This is a genomic window from Kaistia hirudinis (genome assembly GCF_014196455.1).
GTDB classification, from domain to species: Bacteria; Pseudomonadota; Alphaproteobacteria; order Rhizobiales; family Kaistiaceae; genus Kaistia; species Kaistia hirudinis.
This window is the reverse complement of record NZ_JACIDS010000006.1, coordinates 192,076-207,465: the sequence shown is the minus strand read 5'-3', so window position 1 is coordinate 207,465 and position 15,390 is coordinate 192,076. Positions and strand designations below refer to the sequence as shown.

The window sequence follows — 15,390 nt, the reverse complement described above, 5'->3', positions numbered from 1 at the left end:
GCGCCGGCCGATACGATTCGGTAACCCTAACTGATCCATAATGCCATGCGATCAGCCAAGGAGGTCCATGTGCTCAGGCGTATTTATCTGACGGCAGCGCGCGAACAGCTTGTCGCCGAGGGCAAGATCCGGCGCATGTCGAAAGCGGACGCAATCCTCAACAAGGTCATCGCAAGCGGCGCGGCCTGTCTTTCGGAGGATGACCGCGCGCTTTACGATCTCAAGCTGATCCCGCTGATCGAATCCATGTCTCTGCACTGACCAGAGCAGTGGGATTACTCGGCCTGCAGCGCGTCCAGCTCCCTGGTGAGCTCATCGAGCTCGCGCTGCTGCATTTCGATGCGGCGTGACGCGAGATCGTCGTCGGCCGCGCCGGAATAGGCGGCAGCCTGCTCGGTGAGCTCGATGATGTTCGCACGGACCACAGCGATCCGCTTCTCCAGTTCGGCAATCGCCGCCAGATCCTTGGCCATGCGGGCCCTCCCTCTCAAGGCATCCTTTGAACCATAGCCGGACGCCGAAAGCGAGACGCCGGCGCCGCGATCGCCTTCCCGTCGCGCACCGAACACAGGTGCGAATATGCCGCCAATTCGTGCAGCACCGGGCCACCGGCCGGCCTGCCGCTGCGGGCGCACGGCGCTATCATGCGGGCGGAACAGGGAAACCGGCATGGCATTCGATCTCGTCCTCAACGGCGCGCTCCTCCCCGAGATCGCCGATCATCCGCTCGCGATCGGCGTCACGGAAGGGCGCATCGCCGCGGTCGGAACGGAGGCGATGGCGGGCATGGTCGAACACGACGCGGGCGGGCGCCTCGTGCTGCCGGGCTTCGTCGACAGCCACATCCATCTCGACAAGTCCTGCATCCTCGATCGCTGCCGCGCCGAAGGTTCGCTCGCCGAGGCGATTGCCGAAGTCGCCCGGCTGAAGCGGGATTTCGACGAGGATGATGTCTATCGCCGCGCCGAGACCACGCTGGTGAAGGCCATCCTTCAGGGCACGACGCGAATCCGCACCCATGTCGAGGTCGACCCGCGCATTGGCCTCCGATCCTTCGCCGCGCTTAAGCGGCTGAGACAGGACTATGCCTTCGCGGTCGATATCGAGATCTGCGTCTTCCCGCAGGAAGGTCTGCTGAACGATCCCGGCACCGATGAATTGCTCGTCGCGGCCTGTTCTGACGGCGCCGACCTGATCGGCGGCTGCCCCTATACCGACACCGAGCCCTTCGCCCAGATCGAGCGCATCTTCGACATCGCGGCCACGTTCGACATCGACGTCGATTTCCATCTCGATTTCGATCTGGATCCAAGCTGGACCCATCTCGACGCCGTCCTCGCGGCCACGGAGCGGCGCGGATGGGGCGGACGCGTCGCGGTCGGGCATGTCACCAAGCTCTCCTCCATGCCGCCCACGCGCGTCGCCGACTACGCCCGCCGTCTCGCCCATGCCGGCGTAGCGCTGACCGTTCTCCCCGCCACCGATCTCTTCCTGATGGGTCGGAAATCCGACTATGACGTGCCGCGTGGCGTGACGCCCGCACATCGCCTCGCAGAGGCCGGCGTCACCTGCTCGCTCGCGACCAACAATGTCCTGAACCCGTTCACGCCGTTCGGCGATTGCTCGCTGAACCGGATCGCCAATCTCTACGCGAATATCACGCAGCTCGGCCGGCGCGGCGAGATGCTGGCCTGTCTCGACATGGTCACGGCCGCGCCGGCACGGCTGATGCGTTGCACGGATTACGGCATCGCCGTCGGCAACGCAGCCGATCTCGTCGTGCTCGACGCGAAGGACCCGGCTCTTGCGGTCGCCGAGATCGCGATGCCGCTGATGGGATTCAAGCGCGGCGTGAAGACCTTCGAGCGCCCGGCGGCGCGACTGATCCGCCCTGGCGCATAGGCTTCTTGCACGCCGTGTTGACAAGCACGGGGCACTCCTGTCCGATCCGCGGCGCAGAGCGCGACGAGGTTCGGGTGAACGGCGAGACGCGGTTGAAGGCAGCCGCCATCGGGGCGGGCACCGCCATGCTGGCGGGCTTCGGGATCGTCGAGGCGCTCGATCAGTTCGGCGCGCCCGCGGTGCTGGCCGCCTTCTTTCCGCTGCTGCCCCTCGCCATCGTCCTGATCATCGCCATTTCGATGCGCAGCCTCGCCTTCGCCGACGTGATTCGCGGCGGCGCCTTCGGTGCGACGGCCAATGGCTGGGCCCTGGCCGGCCTGACCCTCGGCTCGCTCGCCCTCGTCGCGGCGCCGATGGCGACCGCGCTCGGCGGAGGAAGCGGCATCGTCCTCATCGCGGCCTTCCTCGCCGGCGCGGCGACCGCGCGGATGCTGGTCGTTCCTGCGCTGCGCGCGACCGAGGCCCCGACGCTGGCCGCGGCGCTGGGCGTCCGCTTCGACGGTCTGGTGCGCGCGCTCGCCACGCTCGCCATCGTGCTGGCCCTGCTGCCGCTGCTGGCGGCGGAAGCCTCGCTCGCCGGCCTCGTCGCGTCCCGCATGCTAGGCCTGCCCGCGGCGGCAACCCGCGATGCGCTCATCATTCTGGCGACGCTCGCCTGCCTCTTCGGCGGGCTCCGGGCCGCAATCGCCATGGCCGCAATAGCGGCACCGATCGTCGCCGCCGGCTATCTGCTGCCCGTCGCCATCGTCTCCCTGGATGTCAGCCCGGTCCCGATGCCGTGGGTCGGCCTGTTCGAGGGCGGGCTGGCGGCGCCCACCCGCTTCCCTGGAACGATCGTCCTCGCCCTGCTGGTCGGGCTCTTGGGCGGGATCGGCACGATGCCGACGCTGCTGATGCCGGCCTGGGCGCGCCAGAAGCGGCAGCGCAGCGCGCGTGCCCGCATCATCGGATTGACCGCGACGGCCGCCGTCCTGCTGGCGGCGCCGAGCTATGGACTGCTGGCATCGCGGCTCGGCATCGACGCGGCAACCAATCCAGCCGGCCTCGTCGTCGATTTCGGCGAGACGGCACGCCTCTCCGCCGCGCCGTCGGTGTTGCTGATCGGCGCCCTGCTCACGGCCGCGCTCGTCGCCGCGACGGCGTTCCTCGCCAATGCCGCTGCCGCGATCGGCAATGATCTCTATGTTATCTTCGTCGAGCCATCGGCGCCCGAGATCCGGCGCATTTTCATTGCCCGACTCGGCGCGATCCTGCTCGCCGCGCTCGCGGCCGGCCTTGCCTCCGTCACCGCCGGGGACGCGGCCATGCTCGCCGCCTGCGGCCTCTCCATCGCCGCGGCCAGCCTCGGGCCCGTGCTGCTGATCGGCTGGCGCATCGGCACCGTGACGCCGGCCGCCGCCGCAGCGGCCATCGCCGTCGGCCTGTGGCTCACCGTCGCCGACATCGCCCTCGCGCTGCTCTTTCCCGATGTCTCCGGCCGCTTCCTCGCCATGGGCACGATCACCCCGACGGTGCTCGGTCCGACCGGCTGGTTCGGCCTCCCGATCGGCCTCTCCGGCCTGCCGGGCGCCGTCTTCGGCACGCTGACGCTCTGGGCCGCAAGCGAACTGCCGCGCACGGATTGGCCGAAGGTTCGCCGCCGCCTGGCGGCCCTGTCGCACAGCGTTGTTGCGACCGGCCGCAAAATGACCGCGCAGGCGCACTCGCTCAGCCAGTCGATAAAGAAGACGCCCTCCGCCACGACGCCCGTTCTCTCTGCGGCCTCGGAGCCGCCGTCACCGGCGCCCGCGATCGAGGCCGGCAGCGCCCTGCCGGACGCCGATCCCGCACCCGCATCTCCCGCTCCTTCGGCCGAAGGGACGGCGGACAAGCCCCTCTCCTGAAAGGTCCATTCCCGTGTCAGCCGACAGTTACGCCGCTGCCCCGCGTCGCCAGCTCTTCGCCCCGATCGAGCCCTATGCGGTGCATCGCATCAAGGTTTCGGACCTGCACGAGATCTATGTCGAGGAATGCGGCAACCCGAACGGCAAGCCCGCGCTCATGGTGCATGGCGGGCCGGGCGCCGGCTGCAGCCCCGCGATGCGCCGCTATCACGATCCCGAGGCCTATCGGATCATCCTGTTCGACCAGCGCGGCTGCGGCCGCTCGACGCCGCATGCGGAGCTGCGCGAGAACACGACGTGGGATCTCGTCGCGGATATGGAGCGGATCCGCACGCAGCTCGGCATTGACCGCTGGCAGCTCCTCGGCGGCTCCTGGGGCTCCTGCCTGTCGCTCGCCTATGCCGAGACCCATCCCGAGCGCGTCAGTGAACTGCTGCTGCGCGGCATCTTCACGCTGCGCCGGAGCGAATTGCTCTGGTTCTATCAGGAGGGCGCGTCCTGGCTGCTGCCCGAGGCCTTCGAGGCCTATGCCGCCGTCATTCCCGAGGCGGAACGGGGCGACATGATCGCTGCCTATTACAAGCGCCTGACGGGGAGCGACGAGGCGCTGCAGCTCGAGGCAGCCAAGGCGTGGAGCATGTGGGAGGGCGGCGCGATCACGCTTCTTCCCGATCCGGCGCGCGTCGCCGCCTTCGGCACGCCGCACTACGCGCTCGCCTTCGCGCGGATCGAGGCCCATTATTTCGTCAATCACGGCTTCTTCGATCGCGATGACCAGTTGCTGGCGAATGCGGACAGGATCGCCGGCATCCCGGGCGTGATCGTGCACGGACGCTATGACGTCTGCACGCCCCCCGCCATCGCCTATGATCTCTCCAAGGTCTGGCCCGATGGCGAATTGCGCATCGTCCCCGACGCGGGACACGCCATGTCCGAACCCGGCATCGTGCACGAACTCGTCACGGCGACGGATCGCTTCAAGGCGAACTGAGATCAGGTGCGGTCGTCAGGGCCGCGCTTCATCTCCTGCACGAGGCCGAAGAAGCGGCGCATCAGCTCCTCGCTGAAGTCGAGCGCCCGGTTCATCTCCTCGTCGGAAGGCGCCGCCGCCAGCGGCGGCGTCTCGTCCTTGCGCGCCCGCTCCAGCGCATCGACCCGCATGCGCAGCGCCGCGACCGCGGCGCCGAGCGATTCGATCTCCTCCGACAATTCGCTCAGCCGGTCGGGCGATCGCAGCGTGTCCTCGGGGATGGCCGCGCAGCGCCACAGCGAATCCGCGGCGGCGGTCTCGCGCCGGCAATGCGACACGAGGCCGGTCTGCGTATCGAGCCGCACGAAGCCGCCTTCGGCGGGCACCATGGTGAAACGGGGCGCAGCCTCGGCCTGGGCGGGCGGCAGATCTTCGGCGAGGACCGGCGCCGAAACCGGCATGCAGATCGCAGCCGCCACAAGCGCCCATGCGGGAAGATGTCTCATCGTCGCGCTCCTCCACCCGGCCCGGCGCGAGCCTATCACGCCGGCGTGGCCAGACGAAACGCGCCCGCCGTCAGCCGCCGCTGGCCTCTTTCTGGCGCAGCAGACCGCTCACGACGTGGACCGTGCGGCGCAGTTCGTCCAGCGCCTTCTCGATCTCGACCTTCTGCTGCTCGAGGATGCCGATCTGCTCGTTGAACTTCTTCAGCGCCAGCTGCATCTGCTGCACCTGGCCGTCCTTGAGGTCATAGAGCTCCAGCATCTCCTTGATCTCGACCAGCGAGAAGCCGACCTTCTTGCCCATCAGCACGAGCTTGAGCCGGCCGCGGTCCCGCCGGGAATAGATCCGGTTCAGGCCCTCGCGCGTCGGATTGAGCAGGCCCTTGTCTTCATAGAAGCGCAGCGTGCGCAGCGACACGCCGAATTCGCGCGACAGATCCCCGATGGTGAAGCTCGTCTGCCGATTGCCGTCGGCAGGGCCTGCTGCATCGATATCATCCCTGGAAATACCGGCGATGTGCGCCATGCCCGTCTCGTCGTCCCTGATGCCCTGCACCAACCCCGCCCGATCGAGCGGGCCGAAGCGCCTTCTTGCCCCGAGGATTGGGCAAGTTGAAGGCACGGCCGGCATCCGCTGCGGTTACGCACAGATCCCGCCCCGCGCCACCGAGAGGAAAGGGTTAAGGCGTGTTACCGAAGTGTCGCCGCGCCGTCGCCCGGTTAACCCCATGTTTACCATGATTATCGGAAGCTGACCGCAGCGAGGGAATCGCTCGCCGGGGCGGGCACCCCGCGCGACGGGACGAGCGGAACGATGCCGCAAGCGGCATCGAGGGGCCAGATGTGATGAGATCGGGCAGTAGAGCCGGCTATGAGGGGGGAGCGGCATCCGCCGTCAATCCGCCGCGTCTGAAGGCCTCGCCGCGTTCGCCCGTCAGTGGCGGCACGGAACGAATCGCGGCGCTGTCGGCGCTGGTCGAGGAATTGAGCGGGCAGATCGACGCGATCGAGGGCGCTTCCCGCCGCGACGCGATCCGGCGCAGCGTGCGTCAGGCCGCCGCTCAGCCCGACCGGCAGGAACCGGCTCGCCCTGCCGATCGCGAAGGCGAGCGCCTCAGCGCGATCGAGAGCCGCCTCGCCGCCATCGCCGAGGAGATCACCCGGCGCGACCGCCCGGCCGAACCGCCGGTGGATGCACGGCGGCAGGAGATCGGCAGCCTTCAGGCCGCGATCGAGGAGATTTCCGAGCGCCAGCGGACGATCGACCGCAGTGGCGGCCGGCAGCTGCCGACCATCGACACGATCGCACTCGAGGACGCGCTCCGCGCACTTCGCGACGAGATCGGCGCACTGGACCGCCGAATCGCCACGGAAGCCCGCCGCGGCGAGGAACTCGGCCGCGCGATCCATAGCGGCCTTGCCGAGCGCCTGCAGCCCGCGGGCAGCGACAGCATGATCGCTGCGCTCCGCGACGATCTCGCTGAGATTCGCCGTGCGGTCGATCTCGCCGCGCGCGAGACGACGCTCGCCAGCATCGAATCGGGCTATGGCCACGTCATCGAACGGCTGGACGATATCGTCCGCCGCGTGCCGGAACGCGATCGGTTGGACGGGATCGCCAAGGAGATTGCCCGGCTCGCCGAGCGGATCGACCAGGCGCCGCGGCCGCGCGACATGGACGGCGAGCTCGAAGACATCCGCAACGCGATCGCCTCGATCGGCGCGCGCGGCTCCGACGACCGGTTGCTGCGCGAAATCGGCGCCCTCCGCGAAGTCGTCGGCCGCTTCGGCGCGCCCGAGCTCTCGCGCATCGAGGAGCGGCTCGACGCGCTCGCCGGCCGGTTCGACGGCTCAAGCGACCGCCGCATCGCCGATCTCGGCATGGCGATCGAGAAGCTCGCCGCGCGGCCCCTGCCCATGGTCGACCTGACCCGGATCGAGCGCGATATCGGCCTGCTCCGCCGCGAGATCGACGGTCTCGCCAAGAGCACGGACCCGGTCGCGCTGCTCCGGCTCGAACAGCAGATCGCCGCGATCCGCACCGCGCTCGACGAACGGGCCCAGCCCGCCGCCGAGGCCGCCGCCTTCCAGCGCCTCGAAGAGCGGCTCGACGCGCTGGCCGGTCGGCTCGATGCGATCGCCGAACTGCCGAGCCTCGCCGCGCCGGCTTCGGACGATGCGATCGCCGGCCTCCGGGCCGAGATCGCGGCGCTGCATGGCGACGTCGCGCAGCGCCAGCCCGCCCGTTTCGACGAGATCGAAGACCAGATGCGCGGCCTGATCCGCCGCCTGGACGAGGCCGCCGACCGCGATGACGGCCAGGCGCTGGCGCAGCTCGAGGCGCAGGTCGGCGCGCTCGCCGAGAAGCTCGCGACCGTGGAGCCCGGCGTCGACGCGCTCTCCAAGGTCGAGGCCAATCTCGACCGCCTGCAGGGCCTTCTGGCCGAGGCGCGGCACGACACGATCGAGGCCGCTCGCACGACGGCGCGCACGACGGTCGAGGAATTCGCCGGCTCGCTCGCCGGCGGTCGCGACGACGCGATGGTTGCGGCGCTCCGCGAAGATCTTCGCCGCCTTCAGGACGCGGCGATGCATTCCGGCCGCCAGAACGAGGACACGCTCGAGGCGGTGCACGACACGCTCGCCAAGGTCGTCGACCGGATCGCCCAGCTCGAGGCCCAGGGCGCGGATACGCAGCTCTCGGTGTCGCTCAAGGAGCGCGTCCGCAGCGTCGTTCCCCCGCGGCACTTCGCGGCGGATGACCTGCCGGAAGACCATCGCCCCCTGGCGCCCGGTTCGGGCAAGCCGGACCTCGCCGCCGCGGCGCCGCGCGCCGAGGTGGAAACGGGCGGTGACCGCAAGGCCGATTTCATCGCCGCCGCCCGCCGCGCCGCCCAGGCAGCCCAGGCTGAGACCGCCAAGGCGCGCGCCGAAATGCGCGAGGGCGCTCCGTCGGAGGAGCGGCCGGGTCCGTTCGCACGCATCGGACAGGCGCTGCGCGGGCGTCGCCGCACGCTCGTTCTCGCCATCGCCGCCGTCGTGCTGGCGATCGGCGCCGCGAAGATCGGGCCGTCGATGCAGGACCGCATCGTCGAGGCGCTGACACCCGCCGTCGCGCGGACGAGCGGCGAGGCGCTCGATCGGACCGCAACCGGCTCCATCCCGGCCAAGGCCGTGCGCAACGCCACCGCCAATCCGGCCCCCGCACCGGCACTGGTCGCGCCGAAGCCCAACAGCGAAGCGCTCGCCTTCTCGCCCGATCCCTTCACGGATTTCGGCCCGACCGCCGCTGCGGCCAAGCCGGCCGCAACCGAGGCAGCCACAGCCGCGCCGTCCCCGTCGCTTGTGCTCGACTATGCCCTGGTCGAGAGTGCCGCCAATCGCGGCGACGCCGTCGCCGCCTTCGAGATGGCGAAGCGCTATGCCGAACCGGCCATGGGCCGCGCCGACATCAAGACGGCTGCTGCGTGGTATGAGCGCGCGGCCAAGGCCGGCCTCGCCGTGGCGCAGTACCGGCTCGGCAGCCTCTATGAACGCGGCGAGGGCGTGAAGCTCGACGTTGCGGCTGCACAAGGGTGGTATGAGAAGGCGAGCCTCCAGGGCAATGCCCGCGCGACGCACAATCTCGCCGTCCTGATCAGCGAGGGCGCCAACGGCAAGGCGGACTACAAGCACGCTGCCGACCTGTTCATCGTCGCGGCCACCATGGGCGTCGCCGACAGCCAGTATAATCTCGGCGTCCTCTATGCCCGCGGCCTCGGCGTGCCGGTCGATCTCGTCCAGTCCTACAAATGGTTCGCGCTCGCCGCACAGCAGGGCGACACGGATGCGGGAGGGCGCCGCGACGAGGTCGCCAAGGCGATGAAGGCCGACGATCTCGCGGCAGCGCGCCTCGCGGTTCAGGCCTTCAAGGCGACGCCGCTCAATCCCGTCGCCAACAACGAGCCGACGCCCGATCCCGCCTGGTTCGCAGCGCCCGCCGCGACCTCCATGCAGGAACAGACCACGCCCCTCGGACGGCTGGCCGGCTCGACGAGCTGACCGGCGGACCGGCCGGCCAAGCGGGCTGACCCGTCCGGGGATCGATCCCTCGCTCAAGAGCGCCCCGAGTCGCCCGCCGTGCAGATCTATCTTCCCATAGCCGAACTGCCGGTGAATATGTTCCTGATCTTCGGCATGGGGGGTGCCGTCGGCTTTCTATCGGGTCTCTTCGGCGTCGGCGGCGGCTTCCTGCTGACCCCGCTCCTGATCTTCTCCGGCATTCCGCCCGCCGTGGCGGTCGCCAGCACGACGGCTCAGGTCGTGGCCTCCTCCTCGTCGGCCGCGCTCACCTATTGGCGCCGCCGCCTGATCGACACCAAGCTCGCGGCCGTGCTCGTGGTGGCCGGCGTCATCGGTTCGTCGATCGGCGTGGCGATCTTCAGCCTGCTGCGCCGGCTCGGCCAGCTCGACCTCCTGATCGCCGTCGGCTACGTCACCTTTCTCGGCTTCGTCGGCAGCCTGATGCTGGCCGAATCCATCCGCGCCATGGCGCATATCCGGCGCGGCCGCCCGCTGCCGCTGCGCCGTCCCGGCCGGCACAATTGGGTGCACGGCCTGCCCTTCAAGATGCGTTTCCGCCGCTCGAAGCTCTATGTGAGCGTCATTCCCATCCTCGGCATCGGCATTGGCATCGGCATGCTCGGCGCGTTGCTGGGTATCGGCGGCGGCTTCATCCTCGTGCCGGCCCTCATCTATCTGCTGCGCGTGCCGACCAGCATCGTGATCGGCACCTCGCTGATCCAGATGATCGGAACCATGGCGGTCGCGACGATCCTGCAATCGGGTACCAATCATACGGTCGATGGCGTGCTGGCGCTCATCCTGATGGTCGGCGGCGTGATCGGCGCGCAGTTCGGCGCCCGCGTCGGCGCGCAGATCCGCGGCGAGCAGCTGCGGGCCCTGCTCGGGCTGCTGGTGCTCGCGGTCGCCATCCGCTTCCTGGTCAACCTCGTGCTGCCGCCGGCGGAAATCTTCTCGCTGGCCACCCTGTCAGGCGATGCCCGATGAGACGCGCGTGCCGGATGCCGCTGGCCGTGCCGGTTCTCTTCATCGCCCTAGCGCTCATGGCCTCCCGCGCCGCCGCCGAGGATCTGATCTTCACGCTGTCGAGCGACCGGATCCGCATCACCTCGGATTTTCGCGGCGTCGACCTCGTCGCCTTCGGCGCGATAGAGCGCGATGCCGAGACGGTCTCGCGCGGGGCGGGCTATGACGTGGTCGTCGTGATGCGCGGCCCGCCGGAGACGCTGGTGACCCGGCGCAAGGCGCGCTTTGCCGGCATCTGGATCAATCGCGCCTCGCGCACCTTCCCGAACGTCCCGTCCTTCTATCTCGCGAGCGCGTCGCGCCCGCTCGCCGATATTTCGACGCCCGCGATCTTGAAGCGCTACCAGATCGGCCCGGAAAACCTCGCCTTTCAGGCGCTCGGCGGGCCGGATGAGGACAGCGCGTTCCGCGACGGGCTCATCCGCCTCAAGGCGGACGCGGGCCTGTTCGAGGTGGCGGAGAGCACGGTGAGCTTCCCGGGCACCTCGGTGTTCAAGGCCAATCTATCCATCCCGGCGAACGTTCCCGTCGGCGACTATGTCGTGACGGCCTATCTCTTCCGCGACAGCGCCATGCTGGCGCGCCAGAGCCTGACGATCCGCGTATCCAAGGAGGGCTTCGAACGCCTCACCTTCGATCTCGCGCATCGCTACGGCTATCTCTACGGGCTGCTCTGCGTTGTGCTCGCGCTGTTCACCGGCTGGCTCGCCGGCATCATCTTCCGGCGCGACTGAACTCAGCTGCGATTCATGTTGAGGAGGCGCAGGATGATCCAGACCGGGATCACGACGACGGCGCCGAGCAGGAAATAGGTCCAGATCCACTCGATGGCGCCGAAGCCCATGTTCCAGATCCGGAAGAACAGCTGGCGCGCCTTGTCGACGATCTCCCATGGCGTCAGGCCGAGCGCCGAGAGCACGATCCCGACGATGAAGGAAACGACGACCAGGCGCAGCAGCACCTGGCCCGGCGAGCCGCCCATAAAGCGCTGAAGTCCGTTCATTGTCCTCGTTCCAGCATCCGAATCGGTTTGATCATCATACAGGCGCGCCCCGCGCACGGCGAAGGGCTGCCGGCCCGCCATCCCCGGCGTCCAGCAGCGCCTCAAGCGCCTCGATCCGGTCGGCCTCGGCCGGCGGCTTGTCCCAGCGCAGCCGCGCGATGCGGGGAAAGCGCATGGCGACGCCGGAGCGATGCCGCGTCGAGCGGTTCAGCCCCTCGAAGGCCACCTCGAAGACGAGGCCGAGATCCGGCCGGTGCTCGACTTCGCGGACCGGTCCGAAGCGGCCCGTCGTGTGCCGGCGCACGAAGCGGTCGATCTCGATGAGCTCCGCATCGGTGAAGCCGAAATAGGCCTTGCCCACCGGCACCAGTTCCTCGCCCGCCTCGCCCTGTCGCCAGACGCCGAACGTATAGTCCGAATAGAAGGACGAACGCTTGCCGTGACCGCGCTGCGCATACATCAGCACGGCATCGATCACGAAGGGATCGCGCTTCCACTTGAACCACGGCCCCTTGGGACGGCCGCCCTCATAGGGCGAATCCCAGCGCTTCAGCATCACGCCCTCGATGATCGGGGCGGGCGGGGCAAGGCGCTGCGCGGCGAGCGCGTCCCAATGGTCATAAGGGAGCAGCGGCGAAAGATCGACGCGGCCGGCCAGGGAACGACCGACGAGACGCTCCAGCCTGGAACGTCGATGCCGGAACGGCAGCGCGCGCACATCCTCCTCGCCATCGACGAGGCAATCATAGGCGCGGATGAAGGCCGGATGGCTGACGACGAGCTTGCCGGTGACGCTCTTGCGGTTCAGCCGCTGCTGCAGCTCCGAGAAGCTGCCGGCCTCGATGCGCCCGTCCACCGATCGCCCGACGAGGAGTTCGCCGTCGATCGCGCCCTCGATGTCCAGCCCCTCCAGCACGTCGGGGAACGCCTCGCCGATATCTTCGCCCGTGCGCGAATAGAGCCGGCGCACGCCGCCATCGCTCACCGCCTGCACGCGAATGCCGTCCCATTTCCATTCGGCGGCATAGACCTCCGGAGTGATCGCCGGGCGGTCGCCCTCCTCCAGCGGCTGCGCCAGCATGACCGGCCGGAACGGCGCCCGCGCCGCGGAGACCGGCCGCTCGCCATGTCCGTCCAGCCAGGCGAAGAGCGGCTCATAGGGCGGCGACAGGCCGTGCCAGATTTCCTCGATCGCATTGATTTCTTGTGCACCGAAATTGGCGAGCGCCTGCTTGGCGAGCCGCGCCGACACGCCGATGCGCAGTCCGCCCGTGACGAGCTTCAGCAGGGCCCAGCGCGACGAGGGTTCGAGCGCGTCGAGAAAGGCGGCGACCCGCTTCGGTCCTTCGGAGCGCGAGGCCGAAAACAGCGCCTCGACCACGGCCGACAGCGACGGCGCCGCCCCCTCGGACGCCGCTGGCGACGGCGCCCAGACCAGGGAGATCGTCTCGGCGAGATCGCCGACATAGTCATAGGAATAGCCGAACAGCACCGGATCGAGCCGCTCGGTCGCCATGGCCCGCAGCATGGCCGGCTTGACCGAGGGCACGTCGAGCGCGCCCGTCAGCGCCGCAAGCGCCCAGCCGCGATCGGGATCCGGCGTCGTGCGGAAATAGTCCTCGAGCAGGCGCAGCTTGCCATTGCGCGACGGCGTGAGGATCAGCCGGTCGAGAAGGGCGGCGAATTTCTCCATGGCCGTATAAGTAAGCGCTTCCGAACTGTGGAAAAGGCGTTTCTGTCCGGTGAACAATGTTGGCATGTGCGTCGCTTGCGTGGAGCGGCGCGCGGACCTAAGTCATGGAGGCTCGGTCCTGGACCGGGTCTCGTTCTCAGGGCGGGGTGAAATTCCCCACCGGCGGTAGGCAGGCAACTGCGAGCCCGCGAGCGCCCCTTCGCACCAGTGGAGGGGGTCAGCAGATTCGGTCGAAATCCGAAGCCGACGGTCATAGTCCGGATGGAAGAGAACAGCGGCGAAACGCGAGCCGGCCCCTCGGGCCGGCGCGTGGATTTGCCGCTATGGCCCTGATTTCGTGTTGTCCAACCCTTTGGGAATCAACATGAGTCAGACACTCCTCACCCCCTCGCCCGCCTTGCGGGCCCCCTCAGCCGGCGCGCTGTTCATGATCGCCGCCGGCGTCGCCTTTGCCGGCGTCAACACGCTCGAACAGATCGCCACGACGCGGCTCGGCATCCCCGCGCCGACGGCTGCCTTCCTGCAATATGCGGTGGCGCTCGTGGCCGTGCTGCCCTGGGCCCTGCGGCACGGCCTGCCGTCGCTGCGCACGCGGCGCCCCTTCCTGCAGGCCTTTCGCGTGCTGCTGGCCGCGCTCGGCGTGCAGGCCTGGGTCGCCGGCCTCGCCCATGGCGTGCCGATCGGCCAGGCCGTCGCGCTGGTGATGACTTCACCCTTTGTGGTGACGCTCGGGGCCGGCCTTCTGCTCGGTGAGCGCGTCTCGGCGGAACGCTGGCTGGCGGTGACGGCCGGCTTTGTCGGCGGGCTGATCATCCTCGACCCGTTCTCCGCGTCCTTCACGGCGGCGAGCCTCTATCCCCTTGGTGCTGCTGTGCTTTGGGCCGGCGTCTCGTTGATGCAGAAGCGCCTTCTCGCCGAGGACAGCCCCGAGGCCGTCGCCGCCTGGTTGCTGCTCATGCTGGCGCCGGTCAACCTGCTGCTCGCTTTGCCCGCGGGGCTCGCCATGCCCTCGGCTTCGGGCTGGATCACCATCATCGCGGTCGGCGTGCTGACGGCGGCGGCGCAGGCGCTGCTGACGCTGGCCTATGCCAGGGCCGACGCCGCCTATGTGCAGCCCTTCGACCATGTGAAGCTGCCGCTCAATGTGCTGGCCGGCTGGATCGCCTTCGGCTGGCTGCCGCCGAGCCGGCTCTGGCTGGGCGCAGCGCTGATCGTCGGCGCTTCGATGTTCCTGCTCTGGCGCGAGAGCCGAACGGCGGCGGCCTATTCCGCCTCGTCCTCATAGCCGACCATGTGGAGGGGGCGCGCGGCGATGCCGGAAAGCGCGCACCAGCGCACCAGCGCCTCCTCCCGGCCATGCGTGACCCAGACTTCGCCCGGCGCGATTTCCTCAATGGTTTCCGTGAGTTCCTGCCAGTCGCAATGATCGGAGACGATCAGCGGCAACTCGACGCCGCGCTGCTTGGCGCGCTGGCGGATCGCCATCCAGCCCGAGGCGAAGCAGGGGAGCGGATCGGGGAAGCGGCGGGCCCAGCGGTCGGAAAAGGCCGAGGGCGGGCAGACCACGATGGCGCCGGCAAAATCCGTCTTGCTGCCGGCATCGAGGGTGGCGGGCAGAAGCTCCCCCAGATCGATGCCTTCCTCCTCATAGAGGCGGCACAATTTCTCCAGCGCGCCATGGATATAGATCGGTTCGCGATAGCCCTCCTCGCGCAGCCGGCAGATGATCCGCTGCGCCTTGCCGAGCGCATAGGCGCCGACGAGATGGGTGCGCTCCGGAAAATCCTTGAGCGATGTCAGCAGTTTGTGGATCTCGACGCCGTCATCGGGATGGCGGAAGACGGGCAGGCCGAAGGTCGCCTCGGTGATGAAGACGTCGCAGGCGACCGGCTCGAAGGGCAGGCAGGTCGGGTCGCGGCGGCGCTTATAGTCGCCCGAGACGACGATACGGCACCCCTCGGCCTCCACCGCGATCTGCGCGGAGCCGAGCACATGCCCGGCGGGATGAAAGCTGACCGTGACATCGCCGATCCGCATGGCCTCGCCCAGTTTCGCCGGCGTGCCGCCATTGGCGAAATCCTCGCCATAGCGCGCGGCCATGATGCGGAGCGTCTCGGCCGTGGCGAGGACGCGGTCATGTCCGGAACGGGCATGGTCGCCATGACCATGCGTGATCAGCGCCCGCTCGACCGGTCGGACCGGATCGATATGAAAGCCGCCGAGCGGACAGAAGAGCCCATCGGCGGTCGGCGCGAGCAGCTGTTCGGGGCGGATCATCCTGCCCAGATAGTCACACCGGAGCGCAAAGAAAAGAAACACAGCGCCCTGATGCTTGCTGCAATGCACAA

The 15,390-nt window shown here is 68.9% G+C and carries 14 protein-coding genes and 1 riboswitch; of the genes, 8 read left to right on the top strand and 6 right to left on the bottom strand.

Going from position 1 to position 15,390, the window contains the following annotated elements:
• The first annotated feature begins 69 nt into the window (after positions 1–69).
• Positions 70–261 (top strand): hypothetical protein, encoded by a 192-nt coding sequence (locus GGR25_RS22495; protein ID WP_183401127.1) that lies wholly within the window; start codon positions 70–72, stop codon positions 259–261.
• A gap of 14 nt (positions 262–275) precedes the next feature.
• On the opposite strand, the gene GGR25_RS22490 is transcribed toward GGR25_RS22495, so the two are convergent.
• A complete protein-coding gene (locus GGR25_RS22490; RefSeq protein WP_183401126.1) occupies positions 276–473 on the bottom strand; it encodes a hypothetical protein in 198 nt (65 codons plus the stop codon).
• A gap of 196 nt (positions 474–669) precedes the next feature.
• Between GGR25_RS22490 and GGR25_RS22485 the strand changes: the two genes are divergently transcribed.
• The 3 genes from GGR25_RS22485 (at position 670) to pip (ending at position 4,776) form a co-directional block, all read left to right on the top strand.
• A complete protein-coding gene (locus GGR25_RS22485; protein WP_183401125.1) occupies positions 670–1,902 on the top strand; it encodes an amidohydrolase family protein in 1,233 nt (410 codons plus the stop codon).
• A 74-nt stretch (positions 1,903–1,976) separates the two neighbouring features.
• Complete coding sequence (locus GGR25_RS24845; RefSeq protein WP_183401124.1) at positions 1,977–3,785, top strand: hypothetical protein; 1,809 nt, start codon at positions 1,977–1,979, stop codon at positions 3,783–3,785.
• Positions 3,786–3,798: 13 nt separating this feature from the next.
• Positions 3,799–4,776 (top strand): prolyl aminopeptidase, encoded by a 978-nt coding sequence (gene pip / locus GGR25_RS22475; RefSeq protein ID WP_183401123.1) that lies wholly within the window; start codon positions 3,799–3,801, stop codon positions 4,774–4,776.
• A gap of 2 nt (positions 4,777–4,778) precedes the next feature.
• Here pip and GGR25_RS22470 read toward each other — a convergent pair whose 3' ends face one another.
• Both GGR25_RS22470 and GGR25_RS22465 read right to left on the bottom strand, forming a co-directional pair.
• On the bottom strand, positions 4,779–5,261 hold the full coding sequence (locus GGR25_RS22470) for a hypothetical protein (protein WP_183401122.1): 483 nt from the start codon (positions 5,259–5,261) through the stop codon (positions 4,779–4,781).
• A gap of 70 nt (positions 5,262–5,331) precedes the next feature.
• Positions 5,332–5,784 (bottom strand): MerR family transcriptional regulator, encoded by a 453-nt coding sequence (locus GGR25_RS22465; RefSeq protein ID WP_183401121.1) that lies wholly within the window; start codon positions 5,782–5,784, stop codon positions 5,332–5,334.
• A 320-nt stretch (positions 5,785–6,104) separates the two neighbouring features.
• Between GGR25_RS22465 and GGR25_RS22460 the strand changes: the two genes are divergently transcribed.
• The 3 genes from GGR25_RS22460 (at position 6,105) to GGR25_RS22450 (ending at position 11,080) form a co-directional block, all read left to right on the top strand.
• Positions 6,105–9,299: an SEL1-like repeat protein gene (locus GGR25_RS22460; protein ID WP_183401120.1), complete on the top strand. Its 3,195-nt coding sequence runs from the start codon at positions 6,105–6,107 to the stop codon at positions 9,297–9,299.
• A 78-nt stretch (positions 9,300–9,377) separates the two neighbouring features.
• Positions 9,378–10,307, top strand: coding sequence for a TSUP family transporter (locus GGR25_RS22455; RefSeq protein WP_183401119.1), 930 nt, complete (start codon positions 9,378–9,380; stop codon positions 10,305–10,307).
• The gene (locus GGR25_RS22450) at positions 10,304–11,080 is read left to right on the top strand and encodes a TIGR02186 family protein (protein WP_183401118.1); all 777 of its coding nucleotides are present in this window, start codon (positions 10,304–10,306) and stop codon (positions 11,078–11,080) included. Before GGR25_RS22455 ends, GGR25_RS22450 begins: the two co-directional genes overlap by 4 nt.
• Positions 11,081–11,082: 2 nt before the next feature.
• Here the strand turns inward: GGR25_RS22450 and GGR25_RS22445 are convergent, their stop codons facing one another.
• Both GGR25_RS22445 and GGR25_RS22440 read right to left on the bottom strand, forming a co-directional pair.
• Positions 11,083–11,349 carry a DUF6460 domain-containing protein gene (locus GGR25_RS22445; protein WP_183401117.1) on the bottom strand — a complete coding sequence of 89 codons (267 nt, stop codon included), beginning with the start codon at positions 11,347–11,349 and terminating at the stop codon, positions 11,083–11,085.
• Positions 11,350–11,383: 34 nt separating this feature from the next.
• Positions 11,384–13,042 carry a cisplatin damage response ATP-dependent DNA ligase gene (locus GGR25_RS22440; protein ID WP_183401116.1) on the bottom strand — a complete coding sequence of 553 codons (1,659 nt, stop codon included), beginning with the start codon at positions 13,040–13,042 and terminating at the stop codon, positions 11,384–11,386.
• A 128-nt stretch (positions 13,043–13,170) separates the two neighbouring features.
• Positions 13,171–13,319: riboswitch (FMN riboswitch) on the top strand.
• A gap of 87 nt (positions 13,320–13,406) precedes the next feature.
• Here GGR25_RS22440 and GGR25_RS22435 point away from each other — a divergent pair.
• Positions 13,407–14,327 (top strand): DMT family transporter, encoded by a 921-nt coding sequence (locus GGR25_RS22435; protein ID WP_183401115.1) that lies wholly within the window; start codon positions 13,407–13,409, stop codon positions 14,325–14,327.
• Here GGR25_RS22435 and GGR25_RS22430 read toward each other — a convergent pair.
• Positions 14,306–15,316 (bottom strand): ligase-associated DNA damage response exonuclease, encoded by a 1,011-nt coding sequence (locus tag GGR25_RS22430; RefSeq protein WP_183401318.1) that lies wholly within the window; start codon positions 15,314–15,316, stop codon positions 14,306–14,308. The two genes, GGR25_RS22435 and GGR25_RS22430, sit on opposite strands and share 22 nt — an antisense overlap.
• Positions 15,317–15,390 lie beyond the last annotated feature (74 nt).

Bases quoted from the DNA above. Each gene is read 5' to 3' on its own strand.
- GGR25_RS22490 (WP_183401126.1), bottom strand. From the start codon at position 473: ATGGCCAAGGATCTGGCGGCGATTGCCGAACTGGAGAAGCGGATCGCT.
- GGR25_RS22485 (WP_183401125.1), top strand. From the start codon at position 670: ATGGCATTCGATCTCGTCCTCAACGGCGCGCTCCTCCCCGAGATCGCC.
- GGR25_RS22470 (WP_183401122.1), bottom strand. From the start codon at position 5,261: ATGAGACATCTTCCCGCATGGGCGCTTGTGGCGGCTGCGATCTGCATG.
- GGR25_RS22465 (WP_183401121.1), bottom strand. From the start codon at position 5,784: ATGGCGCACATCGCCGGTATTTCCAGGGATGATATCGATGCAGCAGGC.
- GGR25_RS22460 (WP_183401120.1), top strand. From the start codon at position 6,105: ATGAGATCGGGCAGTAGAGCCGGCTATGAGGGGGGAGCGGCATCCGCC.
- GGR25_RS22450 (WP_183401118.1), top strand. From the start codon at position 10,304: ATGAGACGCGCGTGCCGGATGCCGCTGGCCGTGCCGGTTCTCTTCATC.
- GGR25_RS22445 (WP_183401117.1), bottom strand. From the start codon at position 11,349: ATGAACGGACTTCAGCGCTTTATGGGCGGCTCGCCGGGCCAGGTGCTG.
- GGR25_RS22440 (WP_183401116.1), bottom strand. From the start codon at position 13,042: ATGGAGAAATTCGCCGCCCTTCTCGACCGGCTGATCCTCACGCCGTCG.
- GGR25_RS22435 (WP_183401115.1), top strand. From the start codon at position 13,407: ATGAGTCAGACACTCCTCACCCCCTCGCCCGCCTTGCGGGCCCCCTCA.